Genomic DNA, 13,164 nt, shown 5'->3' with positions numbered 1-13,164 from the left:
CCTTGAAAAATCTGCTGACCGACATCGCCGGCGTCCGCGTCGGCCATGCCGAGGATGCCAAAGTCGCCTCCGGCACGACCGCGATCATTTTCGATTCCCCCGCGGTCGCGGCGATCGACGTCCGCGGTGGCGGCCCCGGCACGCGCGAGGACGCACTGCTCGATCTCGCCAATACCGTCGAACGCGTCGACGCGATCGCGCTGTCGGGCGGCTCCGCCTTCGGCCTCGATACCGGCGGCGGCGTGCAGGCCTGGCTCGCCGAGCAGGGCCGCGGCCACCGGGTTCGCGAAGCGCTGATCCCGATCGTGCCGGGCGCGATCCTGTTCGATCTCCTCAACGGCGGCGACAAGGCATGGGGACGCTTCTCGCCCTATCGCGACCTCGGCTACGCTGCGGCAGCAGCCGCCGGCACGGACTTCGCAATCGGCAGCGTCGGCGCGGGCTTAGGTGCGACCACCGCGACGTTCAAGGGCGGGCTCGGCTCAGCCTCGGCGGTGACGCCTGATGGCGTCAAGGTCGCGGCGATCGTCGCCGTCAACGCGGTGGGCAGTGTCACCGTCGGCAACGGGCCGTGGTTCTGGGCGGCGCCGTTCGAGGTGGACGGCGAATACGGCGGACGCGGCCTGCCCGACAAGTTCACCGACGACATGCTCCGCATGCGCATCAAGGGCGGTCCCGCCGCGAGCGCGCGCGAAAATACCACCATCGGGGCCGTCGTCACCGACGCGGTGCTGACCAAGCCACAGGCCAAGCGGCTGGCGATGATCGCCCACACCGGCTTCGCCCGCGCCATCTATCCGGTGCATGCACCGACCGACGGCGACGTGCTGTACGCGGCTGCGACCTGCGAGAAGTCGATCGAGCCGCTGGTCGGCCTCACCGAGCTCGGCACCGTCGCCGCCAACGTGGTCGCGCGCGCAATCGCACGCGGCGTGTATTGCGCAACCGCGCTGCCGTTCGGCGGCGCGCAGCCGGCATGGCGGGACCGGTTTGGTGGATAGTTGAACGCCCGTCACACATCAGGTGTCATCGCCCGCCGAAGACCGGGCGATCCAGTATTCCAGAGACGGTTGTGATTGAACCGGAAGGCCGCGGCGTACTGGATGCCCCGCTTCCGCGGGGCATGACAGCGCAATTTGGCGAGAGAGCGCTCTTAGCTCACACGCTCATCGACATCGACGAGCCGGCGGTCGCTGAAGCGCCTTGCCCCTGCCCGCCTTGCCGCTGCATCAACTGCGCGAACAGATCGTAAGCCGAATTAGGGGAGCTGGAGGCGCCCGGGACCGTCGTCGACATCTTGAAGCCGTCGGCATAGGTGACGGTGGTGGTGGTCGAGCCGTCGGCGGCGGTCGTCGTGGTCGAGGTCGATCCGCCGCTCGGCTTCGAGGAGGACTCCGATCCGTCGCCGGAGCCGCTGGCACCGTGGGCATGGCCGCGATGGCCGCTCTTCAGCGCCTTCGACATCTCGTCGAGGTTGACGCTGCCGTCGGAATTCGAATCCAGCTTCGAGAACACGTCATCGGCCTTTGCCAGATTGGTGCCACCGGCTCCCAGCGCGTTCTCGAATTCGGACTTGGTAATCTTGCCGTCGCCGTCCGCATCGATCTGCGAGAACAGGTCCTTCAGCGCAGCGTCCCGGCGGGTCGAGGACGACGAGTTCGACGAGGTCGAGGTCGTCGCGCTGCTGGTGCCGTCCGACGACTGGCTTTGCGCGGCGATCAGCGCGCTCATCGTCTCCGGCGCGATCGGCGCACAATTGCCGGAGTTGACCGACGAGGTCGCGCCGCTGCTCGTGCTGTTGCTGCCGCTGTCGATCGCGAACGGATTGGTCGGCGCGCTTTGCGATGATCCCGTCTTCTGTGTCGACGACGACGATTTCGGGTTTGTCAGCGACTGGATCGCGTCGAGCGCCGTCGAGACGGCGCCAAGAGCAAACAGCATTGCACAACTCCAACCGATGCGGCATGCCGCGGTCAATGTTCCGGGGAGGAAGTCAGCAAGCGCCGTGCCAGCGCGAAAAGCTCAATGAATTCCGCTTCCAGCGCACCTGGCGCGGCCCGGCAATATCGGCAATTCGTGCCGGTGACGGCAGAAATTTCCGCCCACAGGCAGCGCGCCTGTCCTGCATTGCCCGCCACGGAGGCCCATGTTAGGCGAGACCCATTCCTCTTCCGGCCGCCACGGGAAACAGCGCCATGACCCAAGCCTTCACCCCCCGCCCCCTGGCAATCGCCCCCTCGATCCTGGCCTCGGATTTCTCCAGGCTCGGCGAAGAGGTGCGTGCGGTGGACGCCGCCGGTGCCGACTGGATCCATCTCGACGTGATGGACGGGCACTTCGTCCCGAACATTTCCTATGGCCCCGACGTCATCAAGGCGATGCGCCCGCATACCAAGAAGGTCTTCGACGCGCACCTGATGATCTCGCCCTGCGATCCCTATCTCGAGGCCTTCGCCAAAGCCGGCTGCGACCACATCACGGTCCATGCGGAAGCAGGTCCCCATCTGCACCGCTCGCTCCAGGCGATCCGCGCGCTCGGCAAGAAGGCGGGCGTCTCGCTCAATCCGGGCACGCCCATCGGCGTACTCGAATACGTCATCGACCTGGTCGATCTCGTGCTGGTGATGTCGGTCAATCCCGGCTTCGGCGGCCAGGCCTTCATTCCCTCCGCGATCGGCAAGATCCGCGACATCCGCGCGATGACGGCGGGCCGTCCGATCGACATCGAGGTCGACGGCGGGGTCGGTCCCGACGTCGCGGGCGCGCTCGCCGCGGCCGGCGCCAACGCCTTCGTCGCCGGCACCTCCGTGTTCAGGGGCGGCACGCAGGACGCCTACAGGACCAATATTGCCGCGATCCGCAATGCCGCCGCAGGCGCCCGCGGCGAAGCCATCTGAGCCGCATCGGACTCTGCACGAGCGGCGAAAACCTGCGGCTCTTACGGGTGCCGCAGCGCGCGATGCCTAAAATTGCAACTGCGACCCGTACTCATCCGGGCTTCACTGATTCGCGCAAATCACCGCTACTGGCTCCTGCCTGCTTTTGACGGGAGCACATCATGACGACGACCCTGGTTTGGACTGGCGTGGCGTTGTGGCTTGGTTTCAGTGCATTTGTGGTGTTTGGCCCAACGGTCGGACCGGAGAAGGTTGCGGCACGTTCCGCTCGCGTCCATCGCCTTCATCGCCGGGGCTGACGTCCATGCAGATCGCGGTCGTAAAATGTCAGCCGAAGCGCAGGTGCCGGATTCCGCGTCGCCCGCATCCGAGCCTCGATTATTTCTTCGGCCGCCTCGAGCGCGCCGACGGCGCCATGGATGACGATGCCGAGCTCGACAATTCGGAGCTCGACCATTCGTTGCCCTCGCAGCGCCGACACTGAGAACCTCCTTTCCGGATCAAATCCATGAAACCGCATTGCCCGAACTGCCTGAAGGAAATGACCAAGGCATCCGCGTCGCGTAACCTGTTCAATTGCGAGCCCTGCCGCGAGATCATCCAGTATTTCGGCGGCAGCGCGGATCACGGCGAGCCCGGTCCGCAATTCTCCTGGCCCATCCGCCGCAGGCGCACCGGCCATACCGCCCGCGCGGCCTGATCTCTTCTCGGCGACGCCGGGCGCGCCTATCCCGCCGCCTCGCCGGCATCGGCCTCATCACCCGCCATTCGCGGCGGCCGCACCACGGTGACGGTGCAGGCCGCTTCCGCGGCCACCTTGGCCGAGACGCTGCCGAGCAGCGTGCGCCTGAATGAGCCCTGCCGCGCCCCGATGATGACGTGGTCGACGTGGTTGACCTCGGCGAATTCCAGGATCGCAGCGGCGGGATCGACCGCCTCCAGCACATGAGCCGACAGCCGGCTCTCGTCCAGCTTCAGCGGCGTGGCCCAATGCCGGAGCGCCACCAGCCGGTCGATATGCTTGTTGGAGCCCTGCTCGTCCAGCGTCCGGTCGATCGCGATACGGTTGAGCTTCAGGACGTTGAGGCAGGCAAGCCGCGCCGAGGGCAGCGTGGCGAGAATGCGCTCGGTGGTGACGCGCAGCGCCTCGTTCAGCTCGGGCGCGCCTTCCGCCGTGTCGAGCGCGACCGCGAGGATCGGGCTCGATGCGATCTGGGCTGCGACATCCGATTTCGCGCGCGGCTGCATGACGCCCTGGTTGAAGCGGCGCCGCCAGGCGACGCCGAGGGGGTCGCGCTTCATCCGTTCCGAGCGTGTCGTGAGCCTGACCTGGTCCGGATGGGTCAGATCGAAGGCGAGCTGGGACGCAGTCGGATAGCGCCGCACCGGCTCGATCTCGAGACAGCGCAACACCACCTCCTGGAGCCAGGGCGGGTAGTCGGCGCGCAGTGCGCGCGGCGGATGCGGATCGCGCCACAGCCGGCGCCGCATCGCGCGCAGCGTCTCGCCCTCGCCGAACGGCCGCTCGCCGGTCGTGAAGAAATAGAGCAGCACGCCGAGCGAGAACAGGTCGCTGCGCGGATCGTCGCGCACGCCCAGGAGCCGCTCCGGCGCCATGTAGGGCGCGGTGCCGTAAGGCAGGCGGAATTCCTCCTGCAGGAGATCGGGCAGATGGTTGTGGTGCGACAGGCCATAGTCGATCAGCACCGCCTCGCCGGACTCGCGGAACATGATGCTGCTCGGCTTGATGTCGTGATGGATCACGTTCTGCCGGTGCAGATCGGCGAGTGCGGTCGCGATCTTCGCGACGAGCAGCCGCGCCTCCTCGTATGGCAGCGGCAGGTCGGCCAGCCGCTTGTAGAGCGTGGTCCCGGGGATGCGCTCGATCACGACATAGGCCTGGTGGGCGAAATCGCCGGTGCCGAAACACGAGGGCACGTGCGGGCCCGCGAGCCGCGGCAGGATCATCATCTCCATCTCGAAGGAGACGATCGCGGCGGGGTCCTCACCCTCCGACACCCGCGGAATTTTCATCAGCAGCGGGACGTCGATGCCGGGATGGGTGACCGTCCACAGCGTCGCCATGCCGCCGGCATGGACGCATTCGCCGATGGTGTAGCCGTTGATCTCCGCGCCTGATTTGACCAGGGGTTTCGGCATCGGCCTCTAGCGTCCCTGCGACAGCCGGTCGGCGAGCCAGGGCGGCAGGCCGTTCTCGCGGATCTTGTTCGCCGCGCTCGCGATGTCATAGGGCACGCGGCAATAGGTGATCTGGCACGAGACCGTGTCGAACAGCACGAAGGATGCGGACGGATCGCTGTCGCGGGGCTGGCCGACCGAGCCGAGCACGGCGAGCCATTGCCGTCCGCGCAAAAGCTGCACCGGGACGTCGGTCTTCGGCACGAAGCTCGTCATCTTCGCCGTCACCGACATCGAATAGAGCGCCGGACGATGAATGTGACCACAGAACGTGACATGGGCGGGCGTCGCGATCAGGCTCTTGGCGGCATCCGCCGTCGAGCGGACGTAGTGCCAGCGCTGGGGACTGGAGGCTTCCGAATGCACGAACAAGCGGTCGCTGTCCTCCACCAGCATCGGCAATTCGGCCAGGAACCGGCGCTGCGCGGCATCAAGCCGGCCGCGGGTCCATTCGATCGCGATCTGCGCCTCGGCATTCATGGTCTCGGCCGAGGAATTGACCGCCTGGTCGTGATTGCCGCGCACGGCCACGGCGCCCCCGGCGACGAGCTCCATCGCGGTATCCACGACCCATTCCGGATCGGCGCCATAGCCGACGAAGTCGCCGAGCAGGATGAACCGCTCTGCGCCCTTCGCACGGGCAACCTTCAGGCAAGCCTCGAACGCCTGTCGGTTGCCGTGGATATCCGAAAAGACAGCGAGAAGCACGCACCCTCCACCCTCAGGTTCTTATCGAAAGCCGATAAGGCCAAATTGAGGGACGTCAAGAAGATGCGCCAGCGCGGGGCCGTTTTCCAGCGTGCCCCCGCCGCGATGGTCAAGGGTCTATTGCTCGTCCTTCGGCGGCATCCGGGGCGGCGGCAGCGGGGTGAATACCGCGCCCTGCGCACCGGCCGGCGGGGCGTTGAACTCGCCGGTCGAGGAATCGCCCCCGCTGGTCTCGAGGATGGTCTTGGGCGTCACATACTCCCGGACCATGTCGATCAAGCTGCCCTCGCCACCGCCGAAATCCGCGGCGCGCCCGCCCTGCGGATGCCCGGCCGCGATCTCGTTCTGCGCCGCGTGGGTCTTGTTGGCCAGCCGGTCGTCATAGGGCACGCGGAAGGCCCGGGGGATGCCGCTCGGGCGATTGTCCTCGTCGAGTTGCTCGACCCAGAGATAGATCGAGCCTGGATCGCCCTCCAGCGAATGCGGCTCGACGATGCGGGCCTGTAGCAGCTTGAAGGCAGCAGGCAGCCGGTCGGCGCTGGCCCAGCCGAGCAGCCCGCGCATTTCGGTGAAGCTGACGACGTAGAAAGCGCTGGTCACGACCACCGCGACCGCCTTCAGCGCCCAGTGCAGCCGCGCATAGACCAGCACGACCAGCAGCAGCGCGCCGATGACGGCATAGGCGACCGACAGCGTGAGGATGACCGTTTGCAGATTACTCACGGCGTATCCTCACACCGGTCTTCGCATCGACGTCGGCGCCGTTGCGCCAACTGCTGCGGAACGTCTCCAGCAGCGATTTCGGCCGCTGGTCCACATTGACGACCTTGCCTTCCGCATCGAGCCGGAACCGCACCGCGGTCTTCTCGTCGCCGGTGTGGTCGAGCGTGAACTTGTTGTCGAAGATGACCTGCGCGGTCGGATTGAGCTTCTGCACCTTCACATTGGCCGTCACAGGCTCGCCGGTCGTGGCCACGAAGTGGGAGACGTTGACGGTGTATTCGCCGGCAACGATGCCGCGCACGGTGACGATCTCCTCGCGGATGGGCGAAGCGATCTTCTTGCCGTTGACGATGATGAAATCGTTGGCCCCGCCGCGATCGTCGCGGTCGAGCGTGAGGAAGCCGGCCTCGCGATGGCGATACCAGGCGATGTTGCCGGCCGGATCCTGCACGAACAGGTCGAGATCGTCAGGGTGATTGTCCGGCCAGTCCAGCGTGATCATGAACTCGGCCTTGGAGTCGATCTTGCCGTCCTTCGCATCCGGCGAGACCGCAAGCAGCGCCAGGAAGAACAGGAACGCGATCACCTGGAGCGCCTTGAACAGCATCACGCCCAGGGGATCGAACGGCTCCTCGCGCGGATAGAGACCGAAATCATCCATCATGACGGGATTCCGGCGCCCTTGCGTTCCAGCACCGGCGTCACGTACGTCTCGGTCAGGACCACCGCATCCGAGAACACCCGCTGGGTCGCGGCGTCCAGCATGTAGTACTGGATGCGGACCAGGATCGAGCCGACGAGGCCCGCCAGCGTCGTGTACATTGCAACCGCCATGCCGTCGCTCATCAGCCCCATCGAGGACCGCATCGCGACCTTGTCGGCGGCATCCAGCCCGGCGATCGGCGCCAGCATGATGATGAAGCCGATGATGGTACCGAGCAGGCCGAGCTTCATCAGCGTGTCCGAGACGAAGGCGCCGAAGCCGTTGGAGCCGCGCAGGCGGTCGGCCAGCGTCCGCAGCAGCAGCGTCTGGTCAACCGGCCGGTAATCCTGCGCGGCGGCCTTGGTGACCAGGCTGTCGATATGATCGCGCACCAGTCCGCGCGGCAGAGCCGTCGCGCTCGCATCGAGCAGCTTGCTGCCGCCGGGCGCCGCGAGCGCCGCCCTGCAGCGCCGCGCCGCCGCCCCCTCCCGCGCGATCGCCCGCGTGCGCAGGAAGCAATGGCCGCAGGTGAGGACATAGAGCAGCGCGATCACGCTGGAAATGTAGGTCCGGTCCGAGGTCAGCATCAGGTGGATCAGGCCGAAGCGCCACAACAGCACGACGGCGAAGATCGACAGCCCGGTGAAGATCATCCAGAACAGGAGCGCGCTGCGCTCGGATGGGTCGGCAGCAGACCCTGCGATCGGTCCAATCGTCATCGAACTCATGCTGCACCGCTCCCGGCTTGCAGGGACTGTCCTGCAACGATTCCACCCCGATTAGATCAAAGCCGCCGCACGCGGTCCAAAGACCCATGCCCAATCCGGCTTGGGAAATTTGCCCGAGCTGCAATCCGGCCCAAACCCTGCGATTGGCAAGGCGCGGCGGCGTTGTTAGGCTGACCTTACCAAACTTTGGGGTGATCGCATGCGCCTCGTGCTTCAGCTTGTCGCCCGTCTGCTTCTCATTGTGGCGCTCTGCCTGGGCGCGGCGACCGTATGGGCCACGTTCGAGGCCTATCGCAGCGTCGACCGGGCGACTGCGGCCTCGGCGCAGCGGGTCGCGCAGGCGCTTCAGGCGCTGTACTGGCACGAGCTGTTGCTGCGCAGCAGCAGGGCGCGCGAGCACCTGCTGCCGGTTCCGGAATGGCGCACGCTGGACACGATGAAGCTGATTTCGCCCGGCGTCTGCGTCGAGTTCCAGCCCGCCGCCGCATTCGAAAAGCCGCTGTGCGGCCAGAGCGAGGGGCTGGGCAAGACGCCGCCGCGCTGGTTCGCGTCGATCGTGCCGACCTTCCTCGGCAGCCACGCCGAGGTGGTGCGGCCGGTCAGTCCGCGCGCCGCGGCCGCCGGCACGGTGGTTGCGACGCCCGATGCCGCGGCCGCGATCTCGCTCGCCTGGGAATACATCCTCAACGTCATCGACGTCGCGCTGCTGATGGCGACGGCGATTGCGCTGCTGGCGTCGCTTGCGATCGCGCATACGCTGGCGCCGGCACGCGCGATCGTCACCGCGCTCCAGCGCATGGCGCGCGGCCATTATCGCACCAAACTGCCGCGCTTCCGCTCGATGGAGCTTGCAATGATCGGGGGCGCCGTCGGCGAGCTCGGCACCCGGCTGGAAGAAGCCACCGAACAGCGCGCGGCGCTGACGCGGCGGCTGATCGAGATCCGCGACGACGAACGCCGCGCCCTCGCCCGCGAGCTGCACGACGAATTCGGGCAAAACCTCGCGGCCATCCTCGCTTTCGCCGACACCATCGAGACGGCGAGCGCGAAGCAGAACAGGGAGGACGGCATCGCGCAGGACGCACGGATGATCTCGCAGGCGACCCATCATCTGATGGCCTCACTGCGCGATGCGCTGAAGCGGCTGCGAAATCCCCTGCCCGAGGAGCTCGGGCTGGAGGCGAGCCTCGTCAATCTCGTCGACAGCTGGCGCTCGCAGAGCGCGGCGCGGCCGACCATCCAGCTCGATCTGAGGGGAGATCTTACCGACATCAGCGGCCCGGCCGCCACCACCGCCTATCGCGTCGCCCAGGAATGCCTGACCAATGCGCTGCGTCACGGCGCGGCACGCGAGATCTCGTTGCGCGTCGAGCGGCGCGCCGGCGAGGACGACGCGCTGCTGATCCGGGTCGAGGACGACGGCGGCGGCGATGCGGAACGCGTGGCGCGGTCGGCGGGCTTCGGCCTCACCGGCATCCGCGAGCGCGTCGCAGCCGCCGGCGGGTCGCTGTCGATCCTGCCGGCCAGAGGCGGCCTCAGCGTCGCCGCCACCATCCCGCTCGCCGCGTGAGGCCGAGATGAGCGAGGTTGCGGCAACAGGCATCTCCGTGCTGCTGGTCGACGACCACCCCATCGTCCGGCAGGGCTACCGGCGGGTGCTGGAAAGCCAGGGTGACCTCCATGTCGTGGCGGAAGCCGACAACGCCGCGGATGCCTACGGCGCCTTCAAGGCGCACGATCCTGATGTCGTCGTGCTCGATATCTCGATGCCCGGCGCCAGCGGGCTGGAGGCGATCCGCAACATCCGCGCCCGCAGCCCGCGGGCGCGGATCCTCGTCTTCACCATGCACAACGAGGCCGTGCTGGTGAAGGCCGCCTTCAGCGCCGGCGCCTCCGGCTTCGTCACCAAGAGCAGCGAGCCGTCCGCGGTCGTGAATGCAATCCGCAGCGTCGCCCGCGGCGAGCGCGCCATGAGTGACGACATCGCGCATATCCTGGCCGACGACAGCCTGTCGCCGACCGGCTCAGTGCTGGATCAACTGGGCGAACGCGAGATCGAGATCCTGCGCCAGTTCGCTGGCGGCGCCACCACCGAGCAGATCGCGACGCATCTCAATCTCAGCGTCAAGACGGTGCAGAATTATCACTATCTGATCAAGACCAAGACCGGCGCGCGCACGGACGCGCAGCTCGTGCGGCTGGCGGCGAGTTGCGGGCTGACGAAGATCTAGCAGCGGGGCTGCCGGATTCCTCAAGCGACGTGTTGTTCTTGAATCTGCTGAGCGGGATGGAACGGAGGCCATCCAGCTCCGGTTAGTAGTAGTGGAGGAATCGCCATGAGTAAGGCTCATCACAAGGCAATCGACCATCCCCCGATCATCACCGTAGGCGAGCTTATCGACGAACTTTGCCGCTTGCCCGATACGGCCGTCGTCCACTTCCACTGCCCCATGCTCGAACAGGAACTGACATTCTACCGGCTGCGAAAGCGGTCAAAGGATGTCGTCGAAATCGCGGTCAATGCGTATCCGGAGAGCCCGCCGGTCGTTCCAGCAGCCAACGGCGCGCTTCACCCGCGCAGGCACGCAACTGCCTCGCCCTCCGTTCGCGAGGGCGCGCTTCTTCACAAGGCAAGAGGGTGAGTTAGGCGTCGCGGTCTATGCCGCCTTCAACCCGCGCAGCAGCAGCGCGAGCGTTGCATCGACGCGCGCGGTCAGATCGGCGTCCTTCCACTCGTCGGCATGGGCCGGATGGTGGAAGCGGACGGTGGCATCGAAGATCGCGCGCGCGGTGGCCTTGACGTCGTCCACAGCGAATACGCCCTGCCTCACGCCATCGGTCAGGATCGCCGCGATCTGGTCGATCATGGTGTCCTTGTGACATTTGACGGCTGCGCAGGCCTCGCGCGCCAGCGTGAGATAGGTCTCGAACATCTCGGGATCGTCGAGCACACGCGAACGCTTGGCGGCGAACAGCGTGCGCAGCCAGCGGTCGAGCCGCACCGGCGCGGGCCCTTCCTCCCTGGCGATCTGGAGCAACGGCGCGTCGATACGGTCAAGCCAGCGCTTGGCAACGGCCTCGCGCAGCGAGGCCTTGCTCGGAAAATGGCGATAGACGCTGCCGTGGCTCACATCGAGCGCACGGGCAACATCGACCACGGTGGCTTTGGCAAGCCCGTAGCGCCTGAGCACGTCCTCGGTGACTTCGAGGATCCGCTCCGGCGTCAAGACAACGGCTTCATTCATGCCAGCACCATGTTCCCGCTCGGGGTTCATTTATCCGGCGATGGCGCTGCTTCCGAAGCGCCCTTGCCGGTCGTTCGGAATGCTCTCGCCTCAATGAGGCAGTTTTGCAGCCTGCGCCGCGATCTGGCGCGCCACCAGTAAATTGAGCCAATGCCCAATCGTCCCGGTCAAATTGATGATTTCGGTCGTCATTGTCGTAAGTCTCCATTCGTCCGCGGTCCCCTCTCTTCAATTTCGTCCCTCGATCCGTATTTGTTTCGGACGTCGGGGCCTCCGGGGGTAGCCGCGGGACGCCCAATCGGAGCGTCCGGAAACGGATATACACGTCTCGCTGACAGATTTCAATATCTGTCAGTCAATGATCCGTGATTGACAGTTACTTTTTTTGCTCGCCGGCCCCGCGGGCGGGTCCGGTGGTCATCCCCCGTTACCTTGCCTCCGCCGTTTGTTTCGCCCTCCCCGCTCTGTTAAATCACGGCGTAAAAAACATTTTGGCCGGTGCCGCCCCTCAGGGCCGCCCGCCCACCTTTGCTGGAGCCGTCAGATGATCCCCCGCTATACCCGTCCGGAAATGGCCTCGATCTGGGAGCCGCAGACCCGGTTCAAGATCTGGTTCGAGATCGAGGCGCATGCGGCGGACGCCCTGGCCGAGCTCGGCACCATCCCCAAGGAGGCCGCCAGGACGGTCTGGGCGAAGGCCAAGAACGCCACCTTCGACGTCGCCCGCATCGACGAGATCGAGCGCGAGACCAAGCACGACGTCATCGCCTTCCTCACCCACCTCGCCGAGATCGTCGGCCCCGAGGCGCGCTTCGTGCACCAGGGCATGACCTCTTCCGACGTGCTCGACACCTGCCTCAACGTCCAGCTCACCCGCGCCGCCGACCTGCTGCTCGCCGATCTCGACAAGGTGCTGGCGGCGCTGAAGAAGCGCGCCTTCGAGCACAAGATGACGCCGACCATCGGCCGCAGCCATGGCATCCACGCCGAGCCCGTGACCTTCGGCCTCAAGCTCGCCTATGCCTACGCCGAATTCTCGCGCGCCAAGGAACGCCTGATCGCGGCGCGGAAGGAGGTCGCGACCTGCGCTATCTCCGGTGCCGTCGGCACTTTCGCGCAGATCGATCCGCGGGTCGAAGAGCACGTTGCAAAAGCCATGGGTCTCGTGCCCGAGCCGATCTCGACCCAGGTGATCCCGCGCGACCGCCACGCGATGTATTTCTCGACCCTTGGCGTGATCGCCTCCTCGGTCGAGCGCATCGCGGTCGAGATCCGCCACATGCAGCGCACCGAGGTGCTGGAGGCCGAAGAGTTCTTCTCCGAGGGACAGAAGGGCTCTTCCGCCATGCCGCACAAGCGCAACCCGGTGCTGTCCGAAAACCTCACCGGCCTCTCCCGCATGGTGCGCGCCTATGTGACGCCGGCCTTGGAAAACGTCGTGCTCTGGCACGAGCGCGACATCTCGCACTCCTCCGCCGAGCGCATGATGGCTCCGGACGCGACCGTGACGCTCGACTTCGCGCTGGTGCGCCTTGCCGGCCTGATCGACAAGCTGCTGGTCTATCCCGCCAACATGCAGAAGAATCTCGACCGCCTCGGCGGCCTCGTGCATTCGCAGCGCGTGCTCCTGGCGCTGACGCAGAAGGGCGCGAGCCGCGAGGACGCCTACAAGCTGGTGCAGCGCAACGCCATGCCGGTCTGGCGCGGCGAAGGCGACTTCCTCCAGCTCCTGAAGCAGGACGCCGAGGTGAAGAAATATCTCACCGACGCCGAGATCGAGGAACAGTTCGACCTCGGCTACCACCTCAAGCACGTCGACACGATCTTCAAGCGCGTGTTCGGCGAGAGCTGATTATTCTCGTCATTCCGGGGCACGCAAAGCGTGAACCCGGAAGCTCGCGCGACGACCTCCAGATTCCGGGTTCGATGCTACGCATCGCCCCGGAATGACGAGAGAACCC

Annotated in this window: 15 protein-coding genes; 8 read left to right on the top strand and 7 right to left on the bottom strand. The window is 66.3% G+C overall.

From position 1 onward, the window contains the following. The first annotated feature begins 2 nt into the window (after positions 1-2). On the top strand, positions 3-1,001 hold the full coding sequence (locus tag ACVWW6_RS22915; protein WP_060912606.1) for a P1 family peptidase: 999 nt from the start codon (positions 3-5) through the stop codon (positions 999-1,001). 157 nt (positions 1,002-1,158) lie between these two features. On the opposite strand, the gene ACVWW6_RS22910 is transcribed toward ACVWW6_RS22915, so the two are convergent. Beyond that, positions 1,159-1,941, bottom strand: a complete 783-nt coding sequence (locus ACVWW6_RS22910; RefSeq protein ID WP_456681420.1) for an EF-hand domain-containing protein — start codon at positions 1,939-1,941, stop codon at positions 1,159-1,161. A 254-nt stretch (positions 1,942-2,195) separates the two neighbouring features. Here ACVWW6_RS22910 and rpe point away from each other — a divergent pair, with 254 nt between their 5' ends. The 3 genes from rpe to ACVWW6_RS22895 all read left to right on the top strand — a co-directional run bounded on the left by rpe (position 2,196) and on the right by ACVWW6_RS22895 (position 3,597). Next, positions 2,196-2,897, top strand: coding sequence for a ribulose-phosphate 3-epimerase (gene rpe, locus ACVWW6_RS22905; protein ID WP_011088426.1), 702 nt, complete (start codon positions 2,196-2,198; stop codon positions 2,895-2,897). Between the two features lie 304 nt (positions 2,898-3,201). Continuing rightward, entirely contained in the window at positions 3,202-3,381 is a 180-nt protein-coding gene (locus ACVWW6_RS22900) for a hypothetical protein (RefSeq protein ID WP_028173399.1), read from the top strand. A gap of 24 nt (positions 3,382-3,405) precedes the next feature. Beyond that, entirely contained in the window at positions 3,406-3,597 is a 192-nt protein-coding gene (locus ACVWW6_RS22895) for a hypothetical protein (RefSeq protein WP_179883735.1), read from the top strand. Between the two features lie 26 nt (positions 3,598-3,623). Here the strand turns inward: ACVWW6_RS22895 and ACVWW6_RS22890 are convergent, their stop codons facing one another. From ACVWW6_RS22890 to ACVWW6_RS22870, 5 genes are all read right to left on the bottom strand, one after another. After that, positions 3,624-5,057, bottom strand: coding sequence for a serine/threonine protein kinase (locus tag ACVWW6_RS22890; protein WP_028173397.1), 1,434 nt, complete (start codon positions 5,055-5,057; stop codon positions 3,624-3,626). 6 nt (positions 5,058-5,063) lie between these two features. Further along, on the bottom strand, positions 5,064-5,804 hold the full coding sequence (locus tag ACVWW6_RS22885) for a metallophosphoesterase family protein (protein WP_271612069.1): 741 nt from the start codon (positions 5,802-5,804) through the stop codon (positions 5,064-5,066). A gap of 117 nt (positions 5,805-5,921) precedes the next feature. Next, positions 5,922-6,527 (bottom strand): hypothetical protein, encoded by a 606-nt coding sequence (locus ACVWW6_RS22880; protein WP_028173396.1) that lies wholly within the window; start codon positions 6,525-6,527, stop codon positions 5,922-5,924. Then, a complete protein-coding gene (locus tag ACVWW6_RS22875; protein WP_011088431.1) occupies positions 6,520-7,191 on the bottom strand; it encodes a hypothetical protein in 672 nt (223 codons plus the stop codon). The genes ACVWW6_RS22880 and ACVWW6_RS22875 overlap by 8 nt, the downstream gene beginning before the upstream one ends. Then, positions 7,188-7,958 (bottom strand): MotA/TolQ/ExbB proton channel family protein, encoded by a 771-nt coding sequence (locus ACVWW6_RS22870; protein WP_011088432.1) that lies wholly within the window; start codon positions 7,956-7,958, stop codon positions 7,188-7,190. The genes ACVWW6_RS22875 and ACVWW6_RS22870 overlap by 4 nt, the downstream gene beginning before the upstream one ends. A 199-nt stretch (positions 7,959-8,157) precedes the next feature. Here ACVWW6_RS22870 and ACVWW6_RS22865 point away from each other — a divergent pair, with 199 nt between their 5' ends. From ACVWW6_RS22865 to ACVWW6_RS22855, 3 genes are all read left to right on the top strand, one after another. Further along, positions 8,158-9,528, top strand: a complete 1,371-nt coding sequence (locus ACVWW6_RS22865; RefSeq protein ID WP_456681419.1) for a histidine kinase — start codon at positions 8,158-8,160, stop codon at positions 9,526-9,528. Between the two features lie 7 nt (positions 9,529-9,535). Next, positions 9,536-10,189, top strand: a complete 654-nt coding sequence (locus ACVWW6_RS22860; protein WP_011088434.1) for a response regulator — start codon at positions 9,536-9,538, stop codon at positions 10,187-10,189. Between the two features lie 105 nt (positions 10,190-10,294). Then, complete coding sequence (locus ACVWW6_RS22855) at positions 10,295-10,600, top strand: hypothetical protein (protein ID WP_038967604.1); 306 nt, start codon at positions 10,295-10,297, stop codon at positions 10,598-10,600. Positions 10,601-10,615: 15 nt separating this feature from the next. Here ACVWW6_RS22855 and ACVWW6_RS22850 read toward each other — a convergent pair whose 3' ends face one another. After that, complete coding sequence (locus ACVWW6_RS22850) at positions 10,616-11,203, bottom strand: TetR family transcriptional regulator (protein ID WP_456681418.1); 588 nt, start codon at positions 11,201-11,203, stop codon at positions 10,616-10,618. A gap of 544 nt (positions 11,204-11,747) precedes the next feature. On the opposite strand from ACVWW6_RS22850, the gene purB reads away from it, so the two are divergent. After that, positions 11,748-13,055 carry an adenylosuccinate lyase gene (gene purB, locus ACVWW6_RS22845; RefSeq protein WP_456681417.1) on the top strand — a complete coding sequence of 436 codons (1,308 nt, stop codon included), beginning with the start codon at positions 11,748-11,750 and terminating at the stop codon, positions 13,053-13,055. The last annotated feature ends 109 nt before the right edge of the window (positions 13,056-13,164 follow it).

Source organism: Bradyrhizobium sp. USDA 3311 (genome assembly GCF_054062495.1).
This window is presented reverse-complemented; position numbering and strand designations above follow the sequence as displayed.

Bases quoted from the DNA above. Each gene is read 5' to 3' on its own strand.
- ACVWW6_RS22850 (WP_456681418.1), bottom strand. From the start codon at position 11,203: ATGAATGAAGCCGTTGTCTTGACGCCGGAGCGGATCCTCGAAGTCACC.
- ACVWW6_RS22855 (WP_038967604.1), top strand. From the start codon at position 10,295: ATGAGTAAGGCTCATCACAAGGCAATCGACCATCCCCCGATCATCACC.
- ACVWW6_RS22870 (WP_011088432.1), bottom strand. From the start codon at position 7,958: ATGAGTTCGATGACGATTGGACCGATCGCAGGGTCTGCTGCCGACCCA.
- ACVWW6_RS22865 (WP_456681419.1), top strand. From the start codon at position 8,158: ATGCGCCTCGTGCTTCAGCTTGTCGCCCGTCTGCTTCTCATTGTGGCG.
- ACVWW6_RS22890 (WP_028173397.1), bottom strand. From the start codon at position 5,057: ATGCCGAAACCCCTGGTCAAATCAGGCGCGGAGATCAACGGCTACACC.
- ACVWW6_RS22910 (WP_456681420.1), bottom strand. From the start codon at position 1,941: ATGCTGTTTGCTCTTGGCGCCGTCTCGACGGCGCTCGACGCGATCCAG.
- ACVWW6_RS22860 (WP_011088434.1), top strand. From the start codon at position 9,536: ATGAGCGAGGTTGCGGCAACAGGCATCTCCGTGCTGCTGGTCGACGAC.
- ACVWW6_RS22900 (WP_028173399.1), top strand. From the start codon at position 3,202: ATGCAGATCGCGGTCGTAAAATGTCAGCCGAAGCGCAGGTGCCGGATT.
- ACVWW6_RS22895 (WP_179883735.1), top strand. From the start codon at position 3,406: ATGAAACCGCATTGCCCGAACTGCCTGAAGGAAATGACCAAGGCATCC.
- ACVWW6_RS22875 (WP_011088431.1), bottom strand. From the start codon at position 7,191: ATGATGGATGATTTCGGTCTCTATCCGCGCGAGGAGCCGTTCGATCCC.
- rpe (WP_011088426.1), top strand. From the start codon at position 2,196: ATGACCCAAGCCTTCACCCCCCGCCCCCTGGCAATCGCCCCCTCGATC.
- purB (WP_456681417.1), top strand. From the start codon at position 11,748: ATGATCCCCCGCTATACCCGTCCGGAAATGGCCTCGATCTGGGAGCCG.